Below are 18,552 nucleotides of genomic sequence, written 5' to 3'. Positions count from 1 at the left end.
TTAGACTCGAACCACATCAAAATCCGCGTGATTCTGCGGCAATATGGGTACAAACTGGGGTCAGTGAATACGGGTTCGAGTCCCGTTACTCACCCTCAGGAAGAAGGCCCGAACCGCATGGTTCGGGCCTTCTTCGCATCGCCGAGCTGATCTGCCCGTCCCACCGACGCCCTAGACTTGCGTGGTGTCACTCGCGGTCTGGTTCTCCTTGCTCACCGCGTCGGTGGTGATCAGCTTCACCCCCGGAGCAGGCGCCATCAACACGATGTCGAATGCGCTCAACCAGGGGTGGAAGCGCTCGATCTGGGGAATCATCGGGCAGCAGATCGCATTGATCGTGCATGTCGCGATCGTCGCGGCAGGCGTCGGTCTGCTCGTCTCGCGCTCGGAGTTCCTGTTCAACACCATCCGGTACGCCGGGGCGGCCTATCTCGTGTTCCTCGGCATTCGCCTGATCCTCACGAAACCTGCGGGCACTCTGGATGACGCTCCCGTGCCCGTCGACTCTCATGAGAGTCACTGGTCGATGATCCGACGGGGGTTCTGGGTCAACCTGCTCAACCCCAAGGCGATCGTCTTCTTCTTGGCGTTCATCCCGCAGTTCATCCGGCTCGACGAGCCTCCGGTGCCGCAGTACCTCACGCTGGTCGCGACGGTGATCGTGGTCGACGTGATCGTGATGTGGGGGTTCTTCGCGGCCGCGGCCCGCCCGTTCCGCCGTCTCACGAGATCCGTGCGCGGCCAACGCATCCTCAACCTGGTGTTCGGCGTTCTCTTCATCGCTGTGGCCGGCGTGCTCGTCCTGCTGCACTGATCCGACACGGGAGCCCGCGCGCCTCTAGGCTGGACACGATGGACATGGATGCCGCCGCCTTCGAAGAACTGGTGATCGACGAGCTCGACCTCCTGCCCGACGACATGGTGGAAGGACTCGAGAACGTCGTGTTCGTTGTCGAGGACCGGCCGGAGGACGGCAGCCTGGATCTGCTGGGCCTGTACGACGGTCTAGCGCTCACCGAACGCACACAATACGGTATGGGCGAGCTTCCCGACCGGATCGTGCTCTATCGCGAGCCGCATCTCGCGCAGTGCCAAACCCTGCACGAGCTCCGCGACGAGGTTCACACGACCCTGGTCCACGAGATTGCTCACTTCTACGGCATCGACGATGAGCAGCTCCACGAGATGGGCTGGGCATGATGGCGAGGATCGCCCACCCGGAACTCGATGAGATCGTCGACCTCAGCGCCGCCCCGCTCGAGCCGTGGCAGGTCGTTGTGTGGAACGACCCCGTGAACCTCATGAGTTACGTGGTCCGCGTGTTCCGGACCTACTTCGGGTACTCGCTCGACCACGCCACGGCTCTGATGCTCGCCGTGCACAACGAGGGACACGCGATCGTCGCCACCGGACCGCGAGAGACCATGGAGGTGCATGCGCAGGCCATGCACGACTTCGGGCTCTGGGCCACGGTCAGGAAGGCACCGCTGTGAGCGACGACATCATCGTCATGCCCATCACCGTGATCGAGGAGTTCCACCTGTCCCGGCTCGTCGAGGACTTCATCGAGCTCGTCAGCGAATCACGGGGCACGGATGATCCGGCCATCGACCGGTTGACGCCGAACCCCTATCCCGAAGACTCGGATGCTGCGGCCGAGTTCGCCGATGCCACGCGGGACGATCTCCTCGATCGTCGTCTCGCCGACGCGCGCAGGGTCCGCGCGGCGCTGGATGAGTACCCCACGGGTATCGACTCGCTCACGGAGGAAGACGCGCTTGAAGTGCGAGAGACCCTCATCGCGTTCGAGAGCCTCGAAGCCTGGCTTCGAACGCTCACCGCCATCCGTCTCGTCATCGCCACGCGACTCGGAATCACGTCCGATGTCCAGCCCGGCGAAGACGGCCGCCACGATGTCTACGAATGGGTCGGCTATCGGCTGGAGCTGATCATCCAGGCTGCCGATGAGGCGGAATCCGCCTCGGAGATCTGACCTACGGGACGTCGATGATCCGAGTCGCCAGAGCTCGAGGGTCGTCCCGTTCGAGATGACGGCGTTCCTGCGCCGCCCAGCGATCCCAGTGCGGACGGTACGTGTCTCCGTCACGATTCAGCGCCCGGGTCTTCCGCGACGCCTCCGCGGATTCCACCCAGACCCTGACGTCCGCGAGACCGGCTGTCGATGGTCGCAGGATTCCACTGCCCTCGATGATCACGCCGAGGGCAGGGTCGACCGCGTGGCTCTCCGCCTCGGCCTCCGACTCCCAATCCCAGCGCCGCCACGTGCCGAGGTATCCGCGACCGTGCGGACGCAGGATCCACTCGAGCGCGCGTTCTGCTCCGTCATCGAGGCCATCCCAACCGGGATAGATCGAATCGAGGGCGACGAGCTGCACGTGACCGAGGACGGGCCAGCGCCTGACGAGCCTCGCCGCGAGAGAGGACTTCCCCGCGCCACTGCCGCCGTCGATCAGGACGACAGGATTCGCGGCCGCCAGTGCGCGGACGTCCTGTTCGATCAGGGTCGCAGCGCGCTCCAGAGCCGTCGCGACGGGGTCGTCACTTCTTGAGGGCACGGATGATGCGCACGAGAGCCCGCCCGGTGACCCAGACGAACGGCACCGCCACGAGGAGCAGCGTGACGATGTTGGGCTCGAAGCGGAGGCCCTCTTCTCGCCGGACGTAGACCCCGACCGGGACGGAGACACCGCCCCCTCCCCCGCCTTCGGCACCGTCGCCGCTGCCACCACCGAATCCGGAGTATGTGAATGCAACCGGAGTGATGCTCACCCCGTCGACATCCTGGGGTTCTCCGTACGCGCTCTTCACGCCGAAGGACGCTGCTTGCTTTCCGAGTTCCAGTGCGATGTTCGGCATACCTCCACGGTAGCCGAGGAACAGGGCGCGCGTGAGATCAATCCAGGCCGTGCGCCTTCGGATGCTGCGCGGCGCCTCGGCCATCGGCACGCCCGATGTGTCGCGCGCGGCTGATCGTCGCGGAGCCGAACCGTGCCACGGCCTCGTCGACGGCGCCCTCGACCTTGCGCCAATCCTCGTCGTCGTCCCAGAGGCCGAGACCGCCACCGCCAGCGGGGCGCAGGTTCTCGGCGCGGACGCCGACGAGTCGCACGGGGTCCCGCCGATCGATCTGCTCGAACAGTGTCTGGGCTGCCTCGCCGATCCGCTGACCGACCGCAGTGGGCTCGCTCAGGGTCACGGAGCGGCTGAGCGTGCGGAAGTCGTCGAATCGGATCTTGATCGCGACAGTCGCCGTCTCCCAGTCGGCTCGCCGCAGCCTCGCTGCGACGCGATCGGCGAGTCGCAGGAGCTCCGCACGGAGAAAATCCCGATCCCGGATGTCAGTGTCGAATGTCTCCTCATGACCGATGCTCTTCTCCACGCGTTCCGTGTCGACGGCACGCGGATCCTGTCCCATCGCCAGCTGCGCGAGCCGCGCACTGAGGGCCGCACCCACAGCCCTGTCGATCATCTCTCGCGGCGCCTCGCGCACATCCTGCACCGTGCGGATGCCTCGCGCCTCGAGCGCCTCCGCGGCCTTCGGCCCGACGCCCCACATCGCGCGAACCGGTCTCGGCGCAAGGAAGTCGAGCGTGTCCTTCGCTGCGACGACGAGCATGCCATCGGGCTTCGAAATCGTGGAGGCCATCTTCGCGACGTGCTTGGTGGCAGCGACGCCCACGCTGCAGGTGATGCCGACCTCGTCGAGCACTCGTTGCCGGATCAACTCCGCGATGCGAGCGGGACTCCCCCAGAGGCGGCGCACGCCCTGCACATCGAGGAACGCCTCGTCGACCGACAGCGGCTCGACGAGGGGCGTGAACGACTCGAAGATCGCCATCACCTGCCGTGAGACCTCCTGGTACCGGTGGAAATGCGGGAGGACGATGCGCGCGGACGGGCACAGCCGTAACGCCTGGGAAACCGGCATCGCCGCACGGACGCCATAGCGACGAGCCTCGTAGGACGCACTCGAGACGACGGAACGGCCGTCCGGCGCCCCGATGATCAGCGGCAGACCACGGAGGGAGGGATCATCGAGCACCTCGACGGCCGCATAGAACGCGTCCATGTCGACGTGCAGGATGCGGGTTCCCGTGTCGTCGGCATCGACGGCGGAGACGATGCGCCCTCTGCCGTCACCGTGTCCCATACGACCATTCTCCCCCGGGCCTCGGACACGAGGCCCGGGGTGGCACGCTACTGGGCAGCGCGCTCGAGAATGAGTTCACGGACACGTGCGGCGTCCGCCTGACCCTTCATCGCCTTCATGACGGCGCCGATCACAGCACCGGCGGCCTGCACCTTGCCATCCTTGATCTTCGCCATCACGTCGGGCTGAGCGGCCAGGGCCTCGTCGATCGCGGCGATCAGCGCGCCGTCATCCGACACGACCGCGAGCCCGCGGGCGTCCACGACCTCCTGCGGCGTGCCCTCGCCGGCGATGACGCCTTCGAGCACCTGGCGGGCGAGCTTGTCGGTGAGGGTTCCCGCATCGACGAGCTTCTGCAGCGCGGCAACGTTCTCCGGGCTGATCAGGTCGGTCGCGTCCTTCTCCTGCGCGTTCGCGAGACGGCTGATCTCGCCCGTCCACCACTTGCGTGCGGTGGCCGGAGTGGCGCCGGCAGCGATCGTGGCCTCGACGACCTCGAGCAGGCCGCCGTTTCGGACGTCCTGGAATTCGAGGTCCGTGAAGCCCCACTCCGTCATGAGACGGCGACGACGAGCGACGGGCTGCTCCGGAAGCGCGGCGCGCAACTCTTCGATCAGCTCGGCGGCCGGTTCCACGGGCAGCAGATCAGGCTCGGGGAAGTAGCGGTAGTCGTCGGCATCCGACTTCGGGCGTCCCGGCGAGGTCGTGCCGGTGTCCTCGTGCCAGTGCCGCGTCTCCTGTGTGATCGTGCCGCCATCGGCGAGAATCTGCGCCTGTCGCTGGATCTCGTACCTCACGGCGCGCTCGACCGAGCGCATCGAGTTGACGTTCTTCGTCTCCGTGCGGGTACCGAGCTTGTCTGTACCCCGCGGGCGCAGCGAAACGTTCGCGTCGCAGCGCAGGTTGCCGCGCTCCAGCCGAGCCTCGGAGATGCCGAGCCCGCGAACGATGTCGCGGATCGCCTGCACGTAGGCCTTGGCGACCTCCGGCGCACGGTGCTCGGTGCCGTAGATGATGTTGGTCACGATCTCGACCAGCGGCACCCCCGCACGGTTGTAGTCGACGAGCGAGTACTCGGCCCCCTGGATACGTCCGGTCGCTCCGCCCATGTGGGTGAGCTTTCCGGCGTCTTCCTCCATGTGCGCACGCTCGATCGGGATCGTGATGAGCGTCCCGTCCTCGAGCTCGACCTCGACCGAGCCCTCATAGGCGATCGGCTCGTCGTACTGCGAGATCTGGTAGTTCTTGCCCAGGTCGGGGTAGAAGTAGTTCTTGCGCGCGAACCTGCTCGATTCGGCGATCGAGCAGCCGAGCGCGAGGCCCAAGCTGATCGACGAGCGGATCGCCGTCTCGTTCACAACCGGCAGCGACCCGGGAAGACCGAGGTCGACCGGCGCGATGAGGGTGTTCGGCTCCGCGGCGTGGAAAGCCTCATTGGCCGGGTTCGGCGCATCGGAGAACATCTTCGTGTTCGTGTTGAGTTCGACGTGGACCTCGAAACCGAGGACCGGCTCGAACAGCTCGAGCGCCTTGTCGAAGTCCATGAGCTTGGCGGCGGCCATCAGCGCTTCCCTTCTGCGAGCTCCGGAGCACGGGTGAGCAGCGGCGCGCCCCACGAATCGACGAGCAGCGTCTCGAGCGCGGCGCCGACCTTGTAGAGACGTGCGTCCTCGCGCGCCGGAGCGATGAACTGGATGCCGACGGGCAGGCCATCGTCATCCGCGAGGCCGCTCGGAATGGAGATGCCGGGGACCCCGGCGAGGTTCACCGGGATGGTCGTGATGTCGTTGAGGTACATCTGCAGGGGGTCATCGATCTTCTCCCCGAGCTTGAACGCCGTGGTCGGGGCCGAGGGCGTCGCGATCACGTCGACCTCGGCGAACGCGTTCGCGAAATCCTGCTGGATGAGCGTGCGGACCTTCTGTGCGCTGCCGTAGTAAGCGTCGTAGTATCCGGCCGACAGTGCGTACGTGCCGAGGATGATGCGGCGCTTGACCTCATCGCCGAAGCCGGCGTCGCGGGTCGCGGACATGACGTCCTCGACCGTGGGGTTGCCGTCGGGCGTCACCCGCAGGCCGAAGCGCACGGAGTCGAACTTCGCGAGGTTGCTCGAAGCCTCGGCGGGGAGGATCAGGTAGTACGCAGCCACTCCGTATTCGAAGTGCGGAGCGGCGATCTCGACGATCTCGGCGCCCTGAGCCTCCATGAGCGCGAGCGCGCTGCGGAACGACGCCGCGACACCCGGCTGGAAGCCGCTGTCCGGGAGTTCGCGGATCACGCCGACCTTGAGCCCCTTGAGTACGTCTCCGCGAGCCCCTTCGCGGGCGGCCTCAGCGAACGAGGGCCACTCGTCGCGCAGCGAGGTCGAATCCTTGGGGTCGTGCCCGCCGATGGCGTCGTGCAGCAGCCCGGAATCGAGGACCGTCCGGGAGACCGGGCCGACCTGGTCGAGGCTGGAGGCGAGTGCGATCGCACCGTAGCGGCTCACGCCGCCGTATGTGGGCTTGACGCCCACCGTGCCGGTGACGTGCGCGGGCTGACGGATCGACCCGCCGGTGTCGGAGCCGAGCGCGAGCGGAGCCTCGAACGCGGCGACAGCAGCGGCGGAGCCACCGCCCGAGCCACCGGGAATCCGGTCGAGATCCCACGGGTTGTGCGTGGGGCCGTACGCCGAGTGCTCCGTGGACGAACCCATCGCGAACTCGTCCATGTTGGTCTTGCCGAGAGCGATCATCCCTGCTGCGCGCGAGCGTGCGACGACCGTGGCGTCGTAGGGCGAGCGATATCCCTCGAGGATGCGCGAGCCGCTGGTCGTGGGCTGGTCGGTCGTCACGAGAACGTCCTTGATCGCCAGCGGCACACCGGCGAGAGGCCCCAGGGATTCACCGGAAGCGCGGCGGGCGTCGATCGCGGCTGCGGCCTCGAGCGCTCCCTCGTTGACGTGCAGGAAGGCGTGCACGTCGCCGTCGACGGCGGCGATGCGGTCGAGGTGTGCCTGCGTCGCCTCGACGCTCGACACCTCGCCCGTGGAGAGCTTGGCGGCGAGATCCGCCGCGTTCAGTCGGATGATGTCGCTCACTGCTCTTCTCCCAGGATCGCGGTGACGCGGAAGCGGCCGTCCGCGGCGTCCGGAGCGTTCTGCAGCACCTGCTCGTGCGTGAGCGTCTGCCCGACCACGTCCGGTCGGAAGACATTGCTCAGCGGGATAGGGTGGCTCGTCGCGACGACATCGTCTGTCGCGACCTCCGAGACCTTCGCGATGTTGTCGACGATCGCGTCGAGCTGGCCCGTGAGCCGCGACACCTCGTCGTCGTTCAGCTGGATGCGTGCGAGCACACCGAGATGGCGCACGAGTTCAGGGGTGATTTCAGACACCCCTCCAGTCTAGTTGCCGCACTCCGAACTCCCCTGCCCCGCGAGTCGGTCGACATATGCTGGGCGGGTGAGCACGTTCCAGCCCCCTCGCCCGTGGATCGCCAGCTATGCCGCAGGAGTCCCCGACGACCTCCCTCCCGTGGACGGCTCGCTCGTCGACATCGTCGCCGCTTCGGCCCGCGACTACCCGGACGCCCCCGCCCTGCAGTTCTTCGGCCGCGAGACCACCTACGGACAGCTGCAGTCGGCGATCGACCGCGCCGCAGCAGGACTTCGCGACCTCGGGGTCCGCGCAGGAGACCCGGTCGCCATCGTTCTACCGAACTGCCCCCAGCACATCGTGGCCTTCTACGCGGTACTCCGTCTCGGCGCTGTCGTCGTCGAGCACAACCCTCTCTATACCCCTCGCGAACTGCGTAAGCAGTTCGAGGATCACGGCGCGAAGCACGCGATCGTGTGGAACAAGGTCGTGTCCACAGTGCAGGAGTTCCCGACGGATCTGGCCGTCACGAACCTCATCTCCGTCGACGTGACCCGCGCCATGCCGTTCGTCACTCGTTTCGCGCTGCGGCTCCCGGTCGCCAAGGCTCGCGAGTCGCGCGCGGCGTTGACCGAGAAGGTGCGCGGTACCGTCGCGTGGGATTCTCTCCTGGCCTCCGAGCCGATCCCCGCCTCACATCCGATGCCGCGCACCGACGATCTCGCGATCATCCAGTACACGTCCGGTACCACGGGAACGCCGAAGGGTGCGGCCCTCACACACCGCAACCTGCTCGCCAACGCCGCGCAAGCTCAGGCCTGGGTGCCGTCGATCCAGCGCGGCAAGGGCTGCGTGGTCTATGCGGTCCTGCCGATGTTCCACGCCTACGGCCTCACGCTCTGCCTCACATTCGCGATGTCGATGGGCGCCCGACTCGTGCTGTTCCCCAAGTTCGATCCGGACCTCGTGCTCGACGTCGTCAAGAAGCACCCCGCGACTTTCCTCCCACTCGTGCCGCCCATCGCGGACCGCCTCCTCGCCGCAGCGAAGGAGAAGGGTGTGTCGCTCGACGGCATCGAGGTCGCGATCTCCGGCGCCATGGCACTGCCGCACGAGCTGGTCGTCCCCTTCGAAGAGGCCACGCATGGCTACCTCGTCGAGGGCTACGGACTGAGCGAGTGCTCCCCCGTCCTGATGGCGAACCCGGTCGCGGACAACCGCGTGCCCGGCACGGTCGGGCTCCCCCTGCCCGGGACCGAATGCCGTGTCGTCGACCCGGAGAACCCGAGTGAAGACGTCCCGGCCGGATCAGCCGGAGAACTCGTCGTGCGCGGGCCCCAGGTGTTCTCGGGGTATTACGGCAAGCCCGAGGAGACGGAAGCCGTCTTTGTCGACGGCTGGTACCGGACCGGTGACATCGTCACGATCGACGACGCCGGATTCGTCCGCATCGTCGATCGCATCAAGGAACTCATCATCACCGGCGGCTTCAACGTCGCGCCCACCGAGGTCGAGAACGCGCTGCGCCAGCACCCCCAGGTCGCGGATGCCGCGGTCGTCGGGTTGCCGAGCGAGCACTCCGGCGAGGAGGTCGTCGCCGCCATCGTCGTGGATGCCGGAACCGATGTCGATGTGGAGGCGATCCGAGATTTCGCCCGCAGCATCCTCACTCCGTACAAGGTGCCGCGTCGTGTGTTCGTGGTCGACGAGCTCCCCAAGTCGTTGATCGGGAAGGTGCTCCGACGCCAGGTCAAGGAGAAGCTGCTCTCCCTGACCACCGGCGCCTGAGGTCGTCCTCACAGGCGCCGAGCGCCGCAGCGCGCTACCCTTGGGAAGTGACCCCTGAAGATGCAGTGCTGACCGACGCCCCCGAGGACTCCCCCGCGACCCCCGGATTCGAGGAGCTCGGCATCACCGGGCCCGTCCTCAAAGCCATCAAGGACCTCGGCTACGAGACCCCGTCGCCCATCCAGGCGGCGACCATTCCGACGCTTCTCGACGGCCGCGACGTCGTCGGCCAGGCACAGACCGGAACGGGTAAGACCGCCGCTTTCGCGCTTCCCGTCCTCGAACGCCTCGATGTCTCCCAGAAGATCCCGCAGGCGCTCGTGCTCGCTCCCACCCGTGAGCTCGCGCTCCAGGTGTGCGAGGCATTCGAGTCCTATGCCTCGAAGATGAAGGGCGTGCACGTCCTCCCCGTCTACGGCGGACAGGGCTACGGCGTGCAGCTGTCCGCGCTGCGACGCGGTGTCCACGTCATCGTCGGTACGCCCGGCCGAATCATGGACCACCTCGCCAAGGGCACACTCGACCTGTCCGAGTTGAAGTATCTGGTGCTCGATGAGGCCGATGAGATGCTGAAGATGGGCTTCGCGGAAGACGTCGAGCAGATCCTCGCGCAGACCCCGGAGGAGAAGCAGGTCGCGCTGTTCTCGGCCACGATGCCGCCGCAGATCCGTCGACTCGCGCAGAAGTACCTGCGTGAGCCGGAAGAGATCAGCATCAAGTCCAAGACTGCCACCGGCACGAACATCACGCAGCGCTACCTCGTCGTGTCGTATGCGCAGAAGGTCGATGCGCTCACCCGCATCCTCGAGGTCGAGAACTTCGACGGGATGATCGTCTTCGTGCGCACCAAGAACGAGACCGAGACGCTGGCCGAGAAGCTGCGGGCCCGGGGATACTCCGCAGCCGCGATCAACGGCGACGTGCCCCAGGTGCAGCGCGAGCGTAGTGTCAACCAGCTCAAGGACGGCAAACTCGACATCCTCGTCGCGACCGACGTGGCCGCTCGCGGTCTCGACGTCGAGCGCATCAGCCACGTCGTCAACTTCGACATCCCCACCGACACCGAGTCGTACGTGCACCGCATCGGTCGCACGGGTCGTGCGGGACGATCGGGCGATGCGATCAGCTTCATCACCCCGCGCGAGCGCTACCTCCTGAAGCACATCGAGAAGGCCACCCGTCAGCAGCCCGCTCAGATGCAGCTGCCCAGCACGGAGGACGTGAACACCACACGCCTGAACCGCTTCGACGACGCGATCACCACCGCGCTGTCGGAGACAGGCCGCATCGATGCGTTCCGTGACATCGTCGCGCACTACGTCCGCCACCACGACGTCCCCGAGGCCGACGTGGCAGCAGCTCTCGCGGTGGTCGCTCAGGGCGACAAGCCGCTGCTCCTGGACCCGGCCAACGATCCGCTGACCAAGGCCGTCGAGGCGGACAACCGTCCCCCGCGCGAGCGCACGGGCCGCGACGCCCGTGAGTCCCGCGAACCGCGCGAGCGTCGAGGTCGCGGTGACTACACGGCCTACCGCATCGAGGTGGGTCGCCGTCATCGGGTCGAACCGCGCCAGATCGTCGGCGCCCTCGCGAACGAAGGCGGCCTCGGCCGTGACGACTTCGGCGCGATCAACATCCGTCCCGACTTCTCGGTCGTCGAGCTTCCGGCGAACATGAGTCCGACCGTCCTGGAGAAGCTTCGCGACACCCGCATCTCCGGTCGGTTGATCGAGATCAAGCCCGACCGCGGCCCCGCCGGCGCGCGCCGCAGCGGCCCGCGTGAGGGTGGACGCGACGCGGGCGACCGGTTCGAGCGTCGTGACCGCGACGAGCGACCGGCTCGCGACAGCCGCGACGAGAAGCCGTTCCGCAAGCCCCGTCACAAGAGCTGACGCCGCATCGCGCGCGGTTCGGACTATCCCGTTCCGCGCGCGAGTTGCGCCGCGACGTCGATCAGCGGCTCGGGGTGCGCCAACAACGCCCGCTGTTCGGGGTGTGCGATGAGGTGCGCGATCAATCGATGTGCGCCAGCCACCGTCGGCTGCCAGTAGCCACCGACGTGATGGCGGCTCAGCGGCAGCGTCGTGCTCTCCCCATCGACAGTGAGCGTCACCGCTCCATCATCGGGCTCGATGCCGGGGTCGCTCAGCATCGCCGCCGTCAGTGCGCCGAGCAGTACCGTGCCGAAGAACCCGGGCAGCCGGAACCGGGTCGTCGGCACATCGAGAGCGATCCCCTCCACGTCGTCCCACGGCACGATCCCTTGACCTTCGGCACCTCGGCGGATGATCACCGCCTGCGGAGTGAGACGAAGATGGTGTCGCCCGGGGTCTCCGAGCGCCAGAGCATTCGGAACGACGATCAGAGGCCCGTAACGCTTCACGACCCGTCGCTCGCGGGCGGGAGCGCGGCCGGCCCCTCTGTCACGAGGATGTGGAACTGCGCCGCGTCGAGGATCCGGATTCCGAGGTCCTCGGCCTTGGCGAGTTTCGATCCCGCGCCGGGACCCGCCGCTACGAAATCCGTTTTCTTCGACACGCTCGACGCAGCCTTACCGCCCGCGTTGATGATCGCCTCCTGCGCGCCGTCGCGGGTGTAGCCGTCGAGGGAGCCGGTGGCCACCACCGTGAGACCTTCGAGCACTCCCCCCGCCGCAACCGCCGCACCCGGCCCGGGGTGGCCAGGCGTCGACCACTGCACGCCCGCATCGGCCCACTGCTGCACGATCTCCTGATGCCAGTCGACCTCGAACCATGCGAGCAGGGAATCGGCGATGATGCCCCCCACGCCCTCGACGGCGGCAAGCTCGTCTCGCGTAGCCGCACGGATCGCATCGAGAGAGCCGAACCACTGCGCCAGAGCCCGGGCGGCGACGGGGCCGACGTGGCGGATGTTGAGCGACACAAGCAGTCGCCACAACTCCTTGGTCTTCGCCTTCTCGAGCTCGGCGAGCAGGGTGAGCGCCTGCGACGACGGCTGCGGCCCCTCGAGACCCGACTTTTTCTCGGCCGCGGTGGGGTTGCGTCGGAAAGGAGCGCGCGTCTTGACGATCCCGTCCTCGTCCTCCTTCGGGAGTCCGGTCTCGGAATCTCGCACGAACAGTTCGATGGGTACGAGTTCCTCAAGGGTGAGGGCGAACAGCCCGGCCTCGGTCTCGAGCGGGGGCACAGCCGGTGAGGTCGGTTGGGTGAGCGCCGCCGCGGTCACCTCGCCGAGCGCTTCCACATCGAGGGCGCCGCGGGATCCGATGTGCTCGACACGGCCACGGACCTGAGCGGGACACGAACGCGCGTTCGGGCACCGGAGGTCGATGTCGCCTTCCTTCATCGCGCGTAACGGGGTGCCGCATTCCGGGCACTCGACCGGCATGACGAACTCCCGCTCGCTGCCGTCGCGCTTCTCGACCACGGGACCGAGAACCTCGGGGATCACGTCGCCGGCCTTGCGCAGAACGACGGTATCGCCGATCAGCACGCCCTTGGCCTTGACGACATCCTTGTTGTGCAGCGTGGCCTGGCGGACGACGGAACCGGCGACGTGCGCGGGCGCCATGACGGCGAACGGCGTGGCGCGCCCGGTGCGTCCGACCGATACGACGATGTCGAGGAGCTTGGTCTGGACCTCCTCGGGCGGGTACTTGTAGGCGATGGCCCAGCGGGGTGCTCGGCTCGTCGCGCCGAGTTCGTCGTGCAGCTCAAGCTCGTCGACCTTGACCACGATGCCGTCGAGCTCGTGCTCGATGTCGTGACGGTGCTCGCCGAAGTACTCGACGAAGGACACCACCTCGTCGATCGTCCGGCACACCTTCGTGTGCGGGCTCGTGGGCAGACCCCATTCGGCGAGCAGGTCGTACACCTCGCTCTGCGCGGCGACGGGAGGGTTCGTCCATGCGCCGATGCCGTGAACGTAGAGCGCGAGCGACTCGATGCGCAGGAGTCCGGCCTCGAGTTCGAGGCCGTTCTTCTTGTCGATCTGTTGGCGGAGCCCGCCGCTGGCGGCATTGCGCGGATTGGCGAACGACGGGAAGCGTCGGGCGGCCGCCGTCTGCGCCTTCTCCTCGTCGAACGCCTTCTTCGCGCCTCCCCTGGCTTCCCAGCGCGCGAGAGCATCGGCGTACGCGCGGTCGCGGAAGTCGGCCTGCGCAGCGTTGAGTCGCTCGAACGCTGCGACAGGGATGAATACCTCGCCACGCACTTCGACGATCGGGGGATGCCCCTCCCCGCTCAGCCGTTGCGGGATCTCTGGCAGACGGAGAGCGTTCTCCGTCACGATCTCGCCGACGCGGCCGTCGCCCCGAGTGGCGGCAGAGGTGAGGACGCCGTTCTCGTACCGGAGGTTGATCGCGAGCCCGTCGATCTTCAGCTCGGTGAGCCACGCGACCTCACGCCCGGCGGCGGCCGTGGTCTTCGCCGCCCACTCCCGCAGCTCGTCGACGGAGAAGACGTTGTCGAGGCTGAGCATGCGCTCGGCGTGCTCGATCGTCGCAAGCCCCGTTGCCTCGGCCGCCCCGACCATCTGGGTGGGCGAATCCTGACCCTGCAGCTCGGGGTGCAGCCGCTCCAGTTCCTCGAGCCGATGCATCCATCCGTCGTAGGTGAAGTCGTCCACGACCGATGTGTCACGGCCGTAGTAAGCCTCCTTCGCGTCGAGGATGCGAGCGGTCAGCTCCTCGGCTTCGGTTCGGGCGTCTTCCAGCGAGATGTTCTCCGGCACCCCGCCAGTCTACGAGCGGGCACCGACACCGATGGGGTCTACGCGCCGACAGGCACCGCCGACACCGTGGTGTCGATCGTGAACTGCCCGAGCACCCGGGTGCCGACGTAGAGCACGGCGGTCTGCCCCGGCGCTACCCCGTCGAGCGGGACCTCCGGCGTCACCCGGACCCCGTCGTCCGAGACCACGGCACGTGCGGCGACCGGCTCGGAGTGCGCGCGGATCTGCACGTGACACTCGAACGAGGACTCCGTCGGCGCGGCCCCGGCCCAGCTGAACCGCTCCCCTGCGATCTCCGCGATTGCGAGAGCCTCCTTGGGTCCGACCACGACGGTGTTCGACACCGGTCGGACTTCGAGCACGAAGCGAGGCTTGCCGTCCGCCGCGGGCACACCGAGCTTGAGGCCGCGGCGCTGTCCCACCGTGAAGGCATGCGCCCCCTCGTGCGAGCCGACGACCTCCCCGCTGCGATCCACGATCTCGCCCGTGGCGGTTCCGACCTTCTCAGCGAGCCATCCTCGGGTGTCCCCGTCGGGGATGAAGCAGATGTCGTGGCTGTCCGGCTTCTGGGCGACGGTCAGGCCGCGTGCTGCCGCCTCGGCACGAACGATCGCCTTCGAGGGGGTCGTTCCGAGCGGGAAGTACGTGTGTGCGAGCTGCTCAGCGTTCAGCACACCCAGGACGTACGACTGGTCCTTGGCGTTGTCCGACGCCCGGTGCAGCTCCAGTCCGTCGGCACCGTCGACGAGCGTGGCATAGTGCCCGGTGCACACGGCGTCGAAGCCGAGCTCGATCGCGCGCTCCAGGAGGGCCGCGAACTTGATCTTCTCGTTGCAGCGCATGCAGGGGTTGGGCGTTCGTCCTGCTTGGTACTCGGAGATGAAGTCCTCGATGACATCGTCGCGGAAACGCTCGGAGAAGTCCCACACGTAGAACGGGATGCCGAGCAGGTCGGCGGCGCGGCGGGCATCGAGCGCATCCTCGATCGTGCAGCACCCGCGACTACCCGTGCGGAGCGTTCCACCGGCTCTGGAGAGCGCCAGGTGCACACCGACCACGTCGTGCCCCGCCTCCACGGCTCTGGCTGCCGCGACGGCGGAGTCGACGCCGCCGCTCATCGCCGCAAGGATCCGCATGGGAACAGTCTACGAGCGTGCGCCTGTGCCGGCGCCGGAAGCTCGCGCATAGGCGTCGCCGATCGCGGCGAGCACCGCTTCGACATCGGCGTCCGTCGACGTCCGACCCAGCGAGAATCGCAGCACGCTGCGCGCATCCCGATCGCTCCGCCCCATCGCCATCACGACGTGCGACGGCTCGGCGACACCTGCCTGGCACGCCGATCCGGTCGACGCCGCCACCCCGGCGACGTCGAGGAGGAACAACAGGCTCTCCCCCACCGCACCGGGGAACAGCACCTGCGCGTTGCCCGGCAGCCGGTCCGTCGGATCGCCCAGGAGCTCGGCTGCCGGCACGGCGGAACGTAGGCCCGAGACGAGACGGTCGCGCAGCACGCGCAGTCGCGCGGCCTCCTCCGTCCGTTCGGACTCGGCGAGCTCGAGTGCAGTGGCGAACGCCGCAGCCCCGGCGACGTCCTGGGTTCCGGCCCGGAGGCCTCGTTGCTGCGCGCCGCCGCGCAGGACGGCCGTCATGCGAGCGGTGCGCGCTGTGACGAGCACCCCGACGCCGACGGGAGCCGCGATCTTGTGCCCGGCGAGACTCATGGCCACGAGCCCCACTCCTCCGGCGGAATCTCCACGCAGATCACGGAACGACAGCGGTACATGTCCGAGCGCGGCGACGGCGTCGAGGTGGAGCGCCACACCCGCCGTCGCGGCGGCGGCGGCAAGCGCCGCCGCGTCGTTGATCGTGCCCGCCTCATTGTTCGCGACGAGCGCGGTGGCGAGCGCGGCGCCCGGAAGTCGGAGAGCGAACTGCTCGGGATCGATCCGCGCCTGGGCAGTCACCGGCACCCGGCGCAGCTCGGCGCCGTCTTCCACGAGCGCGGCCACGGTATCCATCGTGGCGTGGTGCTCGGCTTCGGGCATCACGATCGCCGTCGTGCCGTCGGGGCGGGCCCGCCACAGCCCCTGCAACGCCAGATTGATCGACTCGGTGCCACCCGAGGTGAACACGATCTCGATCGGGTCGGCATCGAGCACCGCGGCGACCCGCTCGCGGGATTCCTCGAGCAGTCGGCGGGCATCCTGGCCGGCGCCGTGCGTGGAGGAGGCGTTGCCGACGGTCACTGTGGCAGCCAGCCAGGCGTCACGCGATTCGGGGCGCAGAGGCGTGGTCGCCGCATGATCGAGATAGTGCCGCATCCTTCGATTCTCTCGCGAAAGCCGCTCTGCCGGGTCGCCGTCCGTGGAACCCGGTACGCCCTGACATGAGACCGCAACACATCGCGCCTAGTGTGTACTCATGCCCGCGTCCCGAGACTTGACCGTGCCCGGCGGCACCACCCTCGACAACCTCGGCGTCCGTCTGCACGACGGCGTCGGCACCCTGCGCGTCTGGTCGCAGAACGCCTCGTCCATCGAGCTGGTCGTGTTCGACTCCACCGACCTGGACTGGGCGACCGACGAGGTTCCGCTCGAACGGCTGGCGGGAGGCGTCTGGGAGATCACCACGGAGCTCCTTCAGCCCGGCGTCCGCTACGCCGTCCGCGTCGGCGGTCCCCACGGCCCCGGAAACACCTTCAACCCGGAGACGCTGTTGCTGGACCCGTATGCGCGGGGCCTGGCCCAGGGCGACGGCTACGAGGAATGGCGTTCGGTCGTCATCGTCGACGGCTTCGACTGGGGCGATTCCCAGAAGCCTCGTATCCCGCTCGACCGCACGGTGATCTACGAGGGGCATCTCAAGGGACTCACCAAGCGTCATCCCGATGTGCCGCCCGCCCTGCACGGCACCTATGCGGGCCTCGCCCATCCCGCGATGATCGAGTACTTCCACTCGCTGGGCATCACCTCCATCGAGCTCCTCCCCGTACACGCCTTCGTGCCGGAGCCGCGCCTGCTCGAACGCGGACTCACCAACTACTGGGGATACAACACCCTGAACTTCTTCACCCCGCACACGGCCTATGCGACCGAGGACGCCCGCAAAGAAGGACCGGAGGCCGTCCTCGCCGAGTTCAAGGGGATGGTGCGGCTGCTGCACGAGGCCGGCCTCGAAGTGATCCTCGACGTCGTCTACAACCACACCTCGGAAGAGGGCATCGGCGGTCCCCGCTCGAGCCTGCGCGGCATCGACAACGCCAACTACTACCGCCAGGACGAGTCCGGCGTCTACGTGGACACCACCGGGTGCGGCAACACGCTGAACACGGCGACCGATGCCGGGGCCAGGCTCGTACTCGACTCCCTCCGCTACTGGGCTCAGGAGATGCAGATCGACGGCTTCCGCTTCGACCTCGCCACGGCGATCGCCCGCGACGGCGCACACACCTACACGCCGGAGCATCCTCTCCTGCAAGCCATCGCGGATGACCCGATCCTCTCCGACACCAAGCTCATCGCCGAGCCGTGGGACGTCGGTCTCGGCGGGTGGCAGACGGGGAACTTCCCGTCGGGATGGCACGAGTGGAACGACCGCTACCGCGACCGCGTACGCAACTTCTGGCTCAGCGACATCGACTATGCACGACGTGCGTCCGCCCCGGTGGGCATCGGTGGGTTCGCGACCCGACTCGCCGGATCCTCCAACACGTTCAGCGAAGACCGGGGGCCGCTCGCCAGCGTGAACTTCGTCACGGCACACGACGGCTTCACCCTGCACGATCTCGTCTCGTACGACGTCAAGCACAATGAAGCGAACGGTGAGCAGAACCGCGACGGCGCCGACATGAACCGCGCCTTCAACCACGGTGTCGAGGGGCCCACGGATGACCCGACGATCCTCGCCGCGCGGCGCAAAGCGATGCGCAACCTTCTCGGGACGCTACTCCTCTCGGCCGGCATCCCGATGCTCACCGCGGGCGACGAGGTCGGACGCACCCAGCGCGGCAACAACAATGCCTATGCTCAGGACTCCGCTCTCACCTGGCTCGCCTGGGATTTCGAGCCCTGGCAGGAGGACCTCCGCGCCCATGTCTCACGCCTGATCCGGTTGCGGCAGGAGAACCCGGCATTGCGCCCCAGCCGCTACGCGCGACTCGGCGAGCACATCCCGAATGCCTCGGTCATGGACTGGTTCGACCAGAACGGCGAGACGATGGAGCAGGGCCAGTGGGCCGACCCCGGCAACCGGACCCTCCAGTACGTCGCCGCCTCCACCCCCGATACCGAGGCCTACAACCGCATCCTGCTCATCGTGCACGGGACGGAGTCACCCATCGACGTGCGCCTCCCCGACGAGATCGAGGGTGCGACCCGCTTCGTGTCGCTGTGGTCGAGCGCTCAGGAGCGCCCTTCCGACGAGCAGGAGATCTTCGCGCCCGGCGATGTGCTTCCCGTCTCCGGGACATCGATGAGGCTGTTCCGCGTCGAATGAACCCGGCTCCCGACGCACCACGCGGCGCGCT

At 67.7% G+C, this 18,552-nt stretch carries 17 protein-coding genes; 7 read left to right on the top strand and 10 right to left on the bottom strand.

The features are described 5' to 3' along the window. Positions 1-184 precede the first annotated feature (184 nt). From ACIOTO_RS18280 to ACIOTO_RS18265, 4 genes are read left to right on the top strand one after another with little or no spacing between them, the layout of a single operon-like run. Positions 185-814 carry a LysE family transporter gene (locus ACIOTO_RS18280; protein ID WP_181156193.1) on the top strand — a complete coding sequence of 210 codons (630 nt, stop codon included), beginning with the start codon at positions 185-187 and terminating at the stop codon, positions 812-814. A 38-nt stretch (positions 815-852) separates the two neighbouring features. Continuing rightward, entirely contained in the window at positions 853-1,200 is a 348-nt protein-coding gene (locus tag ACIOTO_RS18275; RefSeq protein WP_400858849.1) for a metallopeptidase family protein, read from the top strand. Beyond that, positions 1,197-1,493, top strand: coding sequence for an ATP-dependent Clp protease adapter ClpS (clpS, locus tag ACIOTO_RS18270; protein ID WP_219860754.1), 297 nt, complete (start codon positions 1,197-1,199; stop codon positions 1,491-1,493). The genes ACIOTO_RS18275 and clpS overlap by 4 nt, the downstream gene beginning before the upstream one ends. Beyond that, the gene (locus ACIOTO_RS18265; RefSeq protein ID WP_400858847.1) at positions 1,490-1,993 is read left to right on the top strand and encodes a DUF2017 family protein; all 504 of its coding nucleotides are present in this window, start codon (positions 1,490-1,492) and stop codon (positions 1,991-1,993) included. The genes clpS and ACIOTO_RS18265 overlap by 4 nt, the downstream gene beginning before the upstream one ends. Before the next feature lies 1 nt (position 1,994). On the opposite strand, the gene ACIOTO_RS18260 is transcribed toward ACIOTO_RS18265, so the two are convergent. The 6 genes from ACIOTO_RS18260 to gatC are packed head-to-tail and all read right to left on the bottom strand — an operon-like array spanning position 1,995 to position 7,546. Further along, positions 1,995-2,576: an aminobenzoate synthetase gene (locus tag ACIOTO_RS18260; protein WP_029263458.1), complete on the bottom strand. Its 582-nt coding sequence runs from the start codon at positions 2,574-2,576 to the stop codon at positions 1,995-1,997. Next, complete coding sequence (locus ACIOTO_RS18255; protein ID WP_029263459.1) at positions 2,560-2,877, bottom strand: hypothetical protein; 318 nt, start codon at positions 2,875-2,877, stop codon at positions 2,560-2,562. The genes ACIOTO_RS18260 and ACIOTO_RS18255 overlap by 17 nt, the downstream gene beginning before the upstream one ends. 37 nt (positions 2,878-2,914) lie before the next feature. Beyond that, complete coding sequence (gene dinB / locus ACIOTO_RS18250) at positions 2,915-4,171, bottom strand: DNA polymerase IV (protein WP_029263460.1); 1,257 nt, start codon at positions 4,169-4,171, stop codon at positions 2,915-2,917. 47 nt (positions 4,172-4,218) lie between these two features. After that, the gene (gene gatB, locus ACIOTO_RS18245) at positions 4,219-5,733 is read right to left on the bottom strand and encodes an Asp-tRNA(Asn)/Glu-tRNA(Gln) amidotransferase subunit GatB (protein ID WP_029263461.1); all 1,515 of its coding nucleotides are present in this window, start codon (positions 5,731-5,733) and stop codon (positions 4,219-4,221) included. Beyond that, complete coding sequence (gene gatA / locus ACIOTO_RS18240) at positions 5,733-7,250, bottom strand: Asp-tRNA(Asn)/Glu-tRNA(Gln) amidotransferase subunit GatA (protein ID WP_372466871.1); 1,518 nt, start codon at positions 7,248-7,250, stop codon at positions 5,733-5,735. The genes gatB and gatA overlap by 1 nt, the downstream gene beginning before the upstream one ends. Further along, complete coding sequence (gatC, locus tag ACIOTO_RS18235; protein WP_029263463.1) at positions 7,247-7,546, bottom strand: Asp-tRNA(Asn)/Glu-tRNA(Gln) amidotransferase subunit GatC; 300 nt, start codon at positions 7,544-7,546, stop codon at positions 7,247-7,249. The genes gatA and gatC overlap by 4 nt, the downstream gene beginning before the upstream one ends. 67 nt (positions 7,547-7,613) lie before the next feature. Between gatC and ACIOTO_RS18230 the strand changes: the two genes are divergently transcribed. Together ACIOTO_RS18230 and ACIOTO_RS18225 are read left to right on the top strand one after the other, a co-directional pair. Next, the gene (locus ACIOTO_RS18230) at positions 7,614-9,314 is read left to right on the top strand and encodes a long-chain-fatty-acid--CoA ligase (RefSeq protein ID WP_372466873.1); all 1,701 of its coding nucleotides are present in this window, start codon (positions 7,614-7,616) and stop codon (positions 9,312-9,314) included. A 47-nt stretch (positions 9,315-9,361) separates the two neighbouring features. Continuing rightward, positions 9,362-11,206: a DEAD/DEAH box helicase gene (locus ACIOTO_RS18225; RefSeq protein ID WP_400858844.1), complete on the top strand. Its 1,845-nt coding sequence runs from the start codon at positions 9,362-9,364 to the stop codon at positions 11,204-11,206. 23 nt (positions 11,207-11,229) lie between these two features. Here the strand turns inward: ACIOTO_RS18225 and ACIOTO_RS18220 are convergent, their stop codons facing one another. The 4 genes from ACIOTO_RS18220 to ACIOTO_RS18205 are packed head-to-tail and all read right to left on the bottom strand — an operon-like array spanning position 11,230 to position 16,348. Next, positions 11,230-11,697, bottom strand: a complete 468-nt coding sequence (locus ACIOTO_RS18220; RefSeq protein ID WP_400858843.1) for a hypothetical protein — start codon at positions 11,695-11,697, stop codon at positions 11,230-11,232. Continuing rightward, positions 11,694-14,027, bottom strand: coding sequence for an NAD-dependent DNA ligase LigA (gene ligA / locus ACIOTO_RS18215; protein ID WP_400858841.1), 2,334 nt, complete (start codon positions 14,025-14,027; stop codon positions 11,694-11,696). Before ligA ends, ACIOTO_RS18220 begins: the two co-directional genes overlap by 4 nt. 38 nt (positions 14,028-14,065) lie before the next feature. Then, positions 14,066-15,163: a tRNA 2-thiouridine(34) synthase MnmA gene (gene mnmA / locus ACIOTO_RS18210; RefSeq protein ID WP_105709877.1), complete on the bottom strand. Its 1,098-nt coding sequence runs from the start codon at positions 15,161-15,163 to the stop codon at positions 14,066-14,068. Between the two features lie 9 nt (positions 15,164-15,172). Further along, the gene (locus ACIOTO_RS18205; RefSeq protein WP_400858839.1) at positions 15,173-16,348 is read right to left on the bottom strand and encodes a cysteine desulfurase family protein; all 1,176 of its coding nucleotides are present in this window, start codon (positions 16,346-16,348) and stop codon (positions 15,173-15,175) included. A gap of 100 nt (positions 16,349-16,448) precedes the next feature. On the opposite strand from ACIOTO_RS18205, the gene glgX reads away from it, so the two are divergent. After that, positions 16,449-18,521 (top strand): glycogen debranching protein GlgX, encoded by a 2,073-nt coding sequence (glgX, locus tag ACIOTO_RS18200; RefSeq protein ID WP_400858838.1) that lies wholly within the window; start codon positions 16,449-16,451, stop codon positions 18,519-18,521. Positions 18,522-18,552 lie beyond the last annotated feature (31 nt).

It is taken from the genome of Microbacterium sp. NPDC087592 (genome assembly GCF_044743585.1).
Classification (GTDB): Bacteria; Actinomycetota; Actinomycetes; order Actinomycetales; family Microbacteriaceae; genus Microbacterium.
The sequence above is the reverse complement of the archived record's forward strand: the minus strand, read 5'-3'. Positions and strand labels throughout refer to the sequence as shown.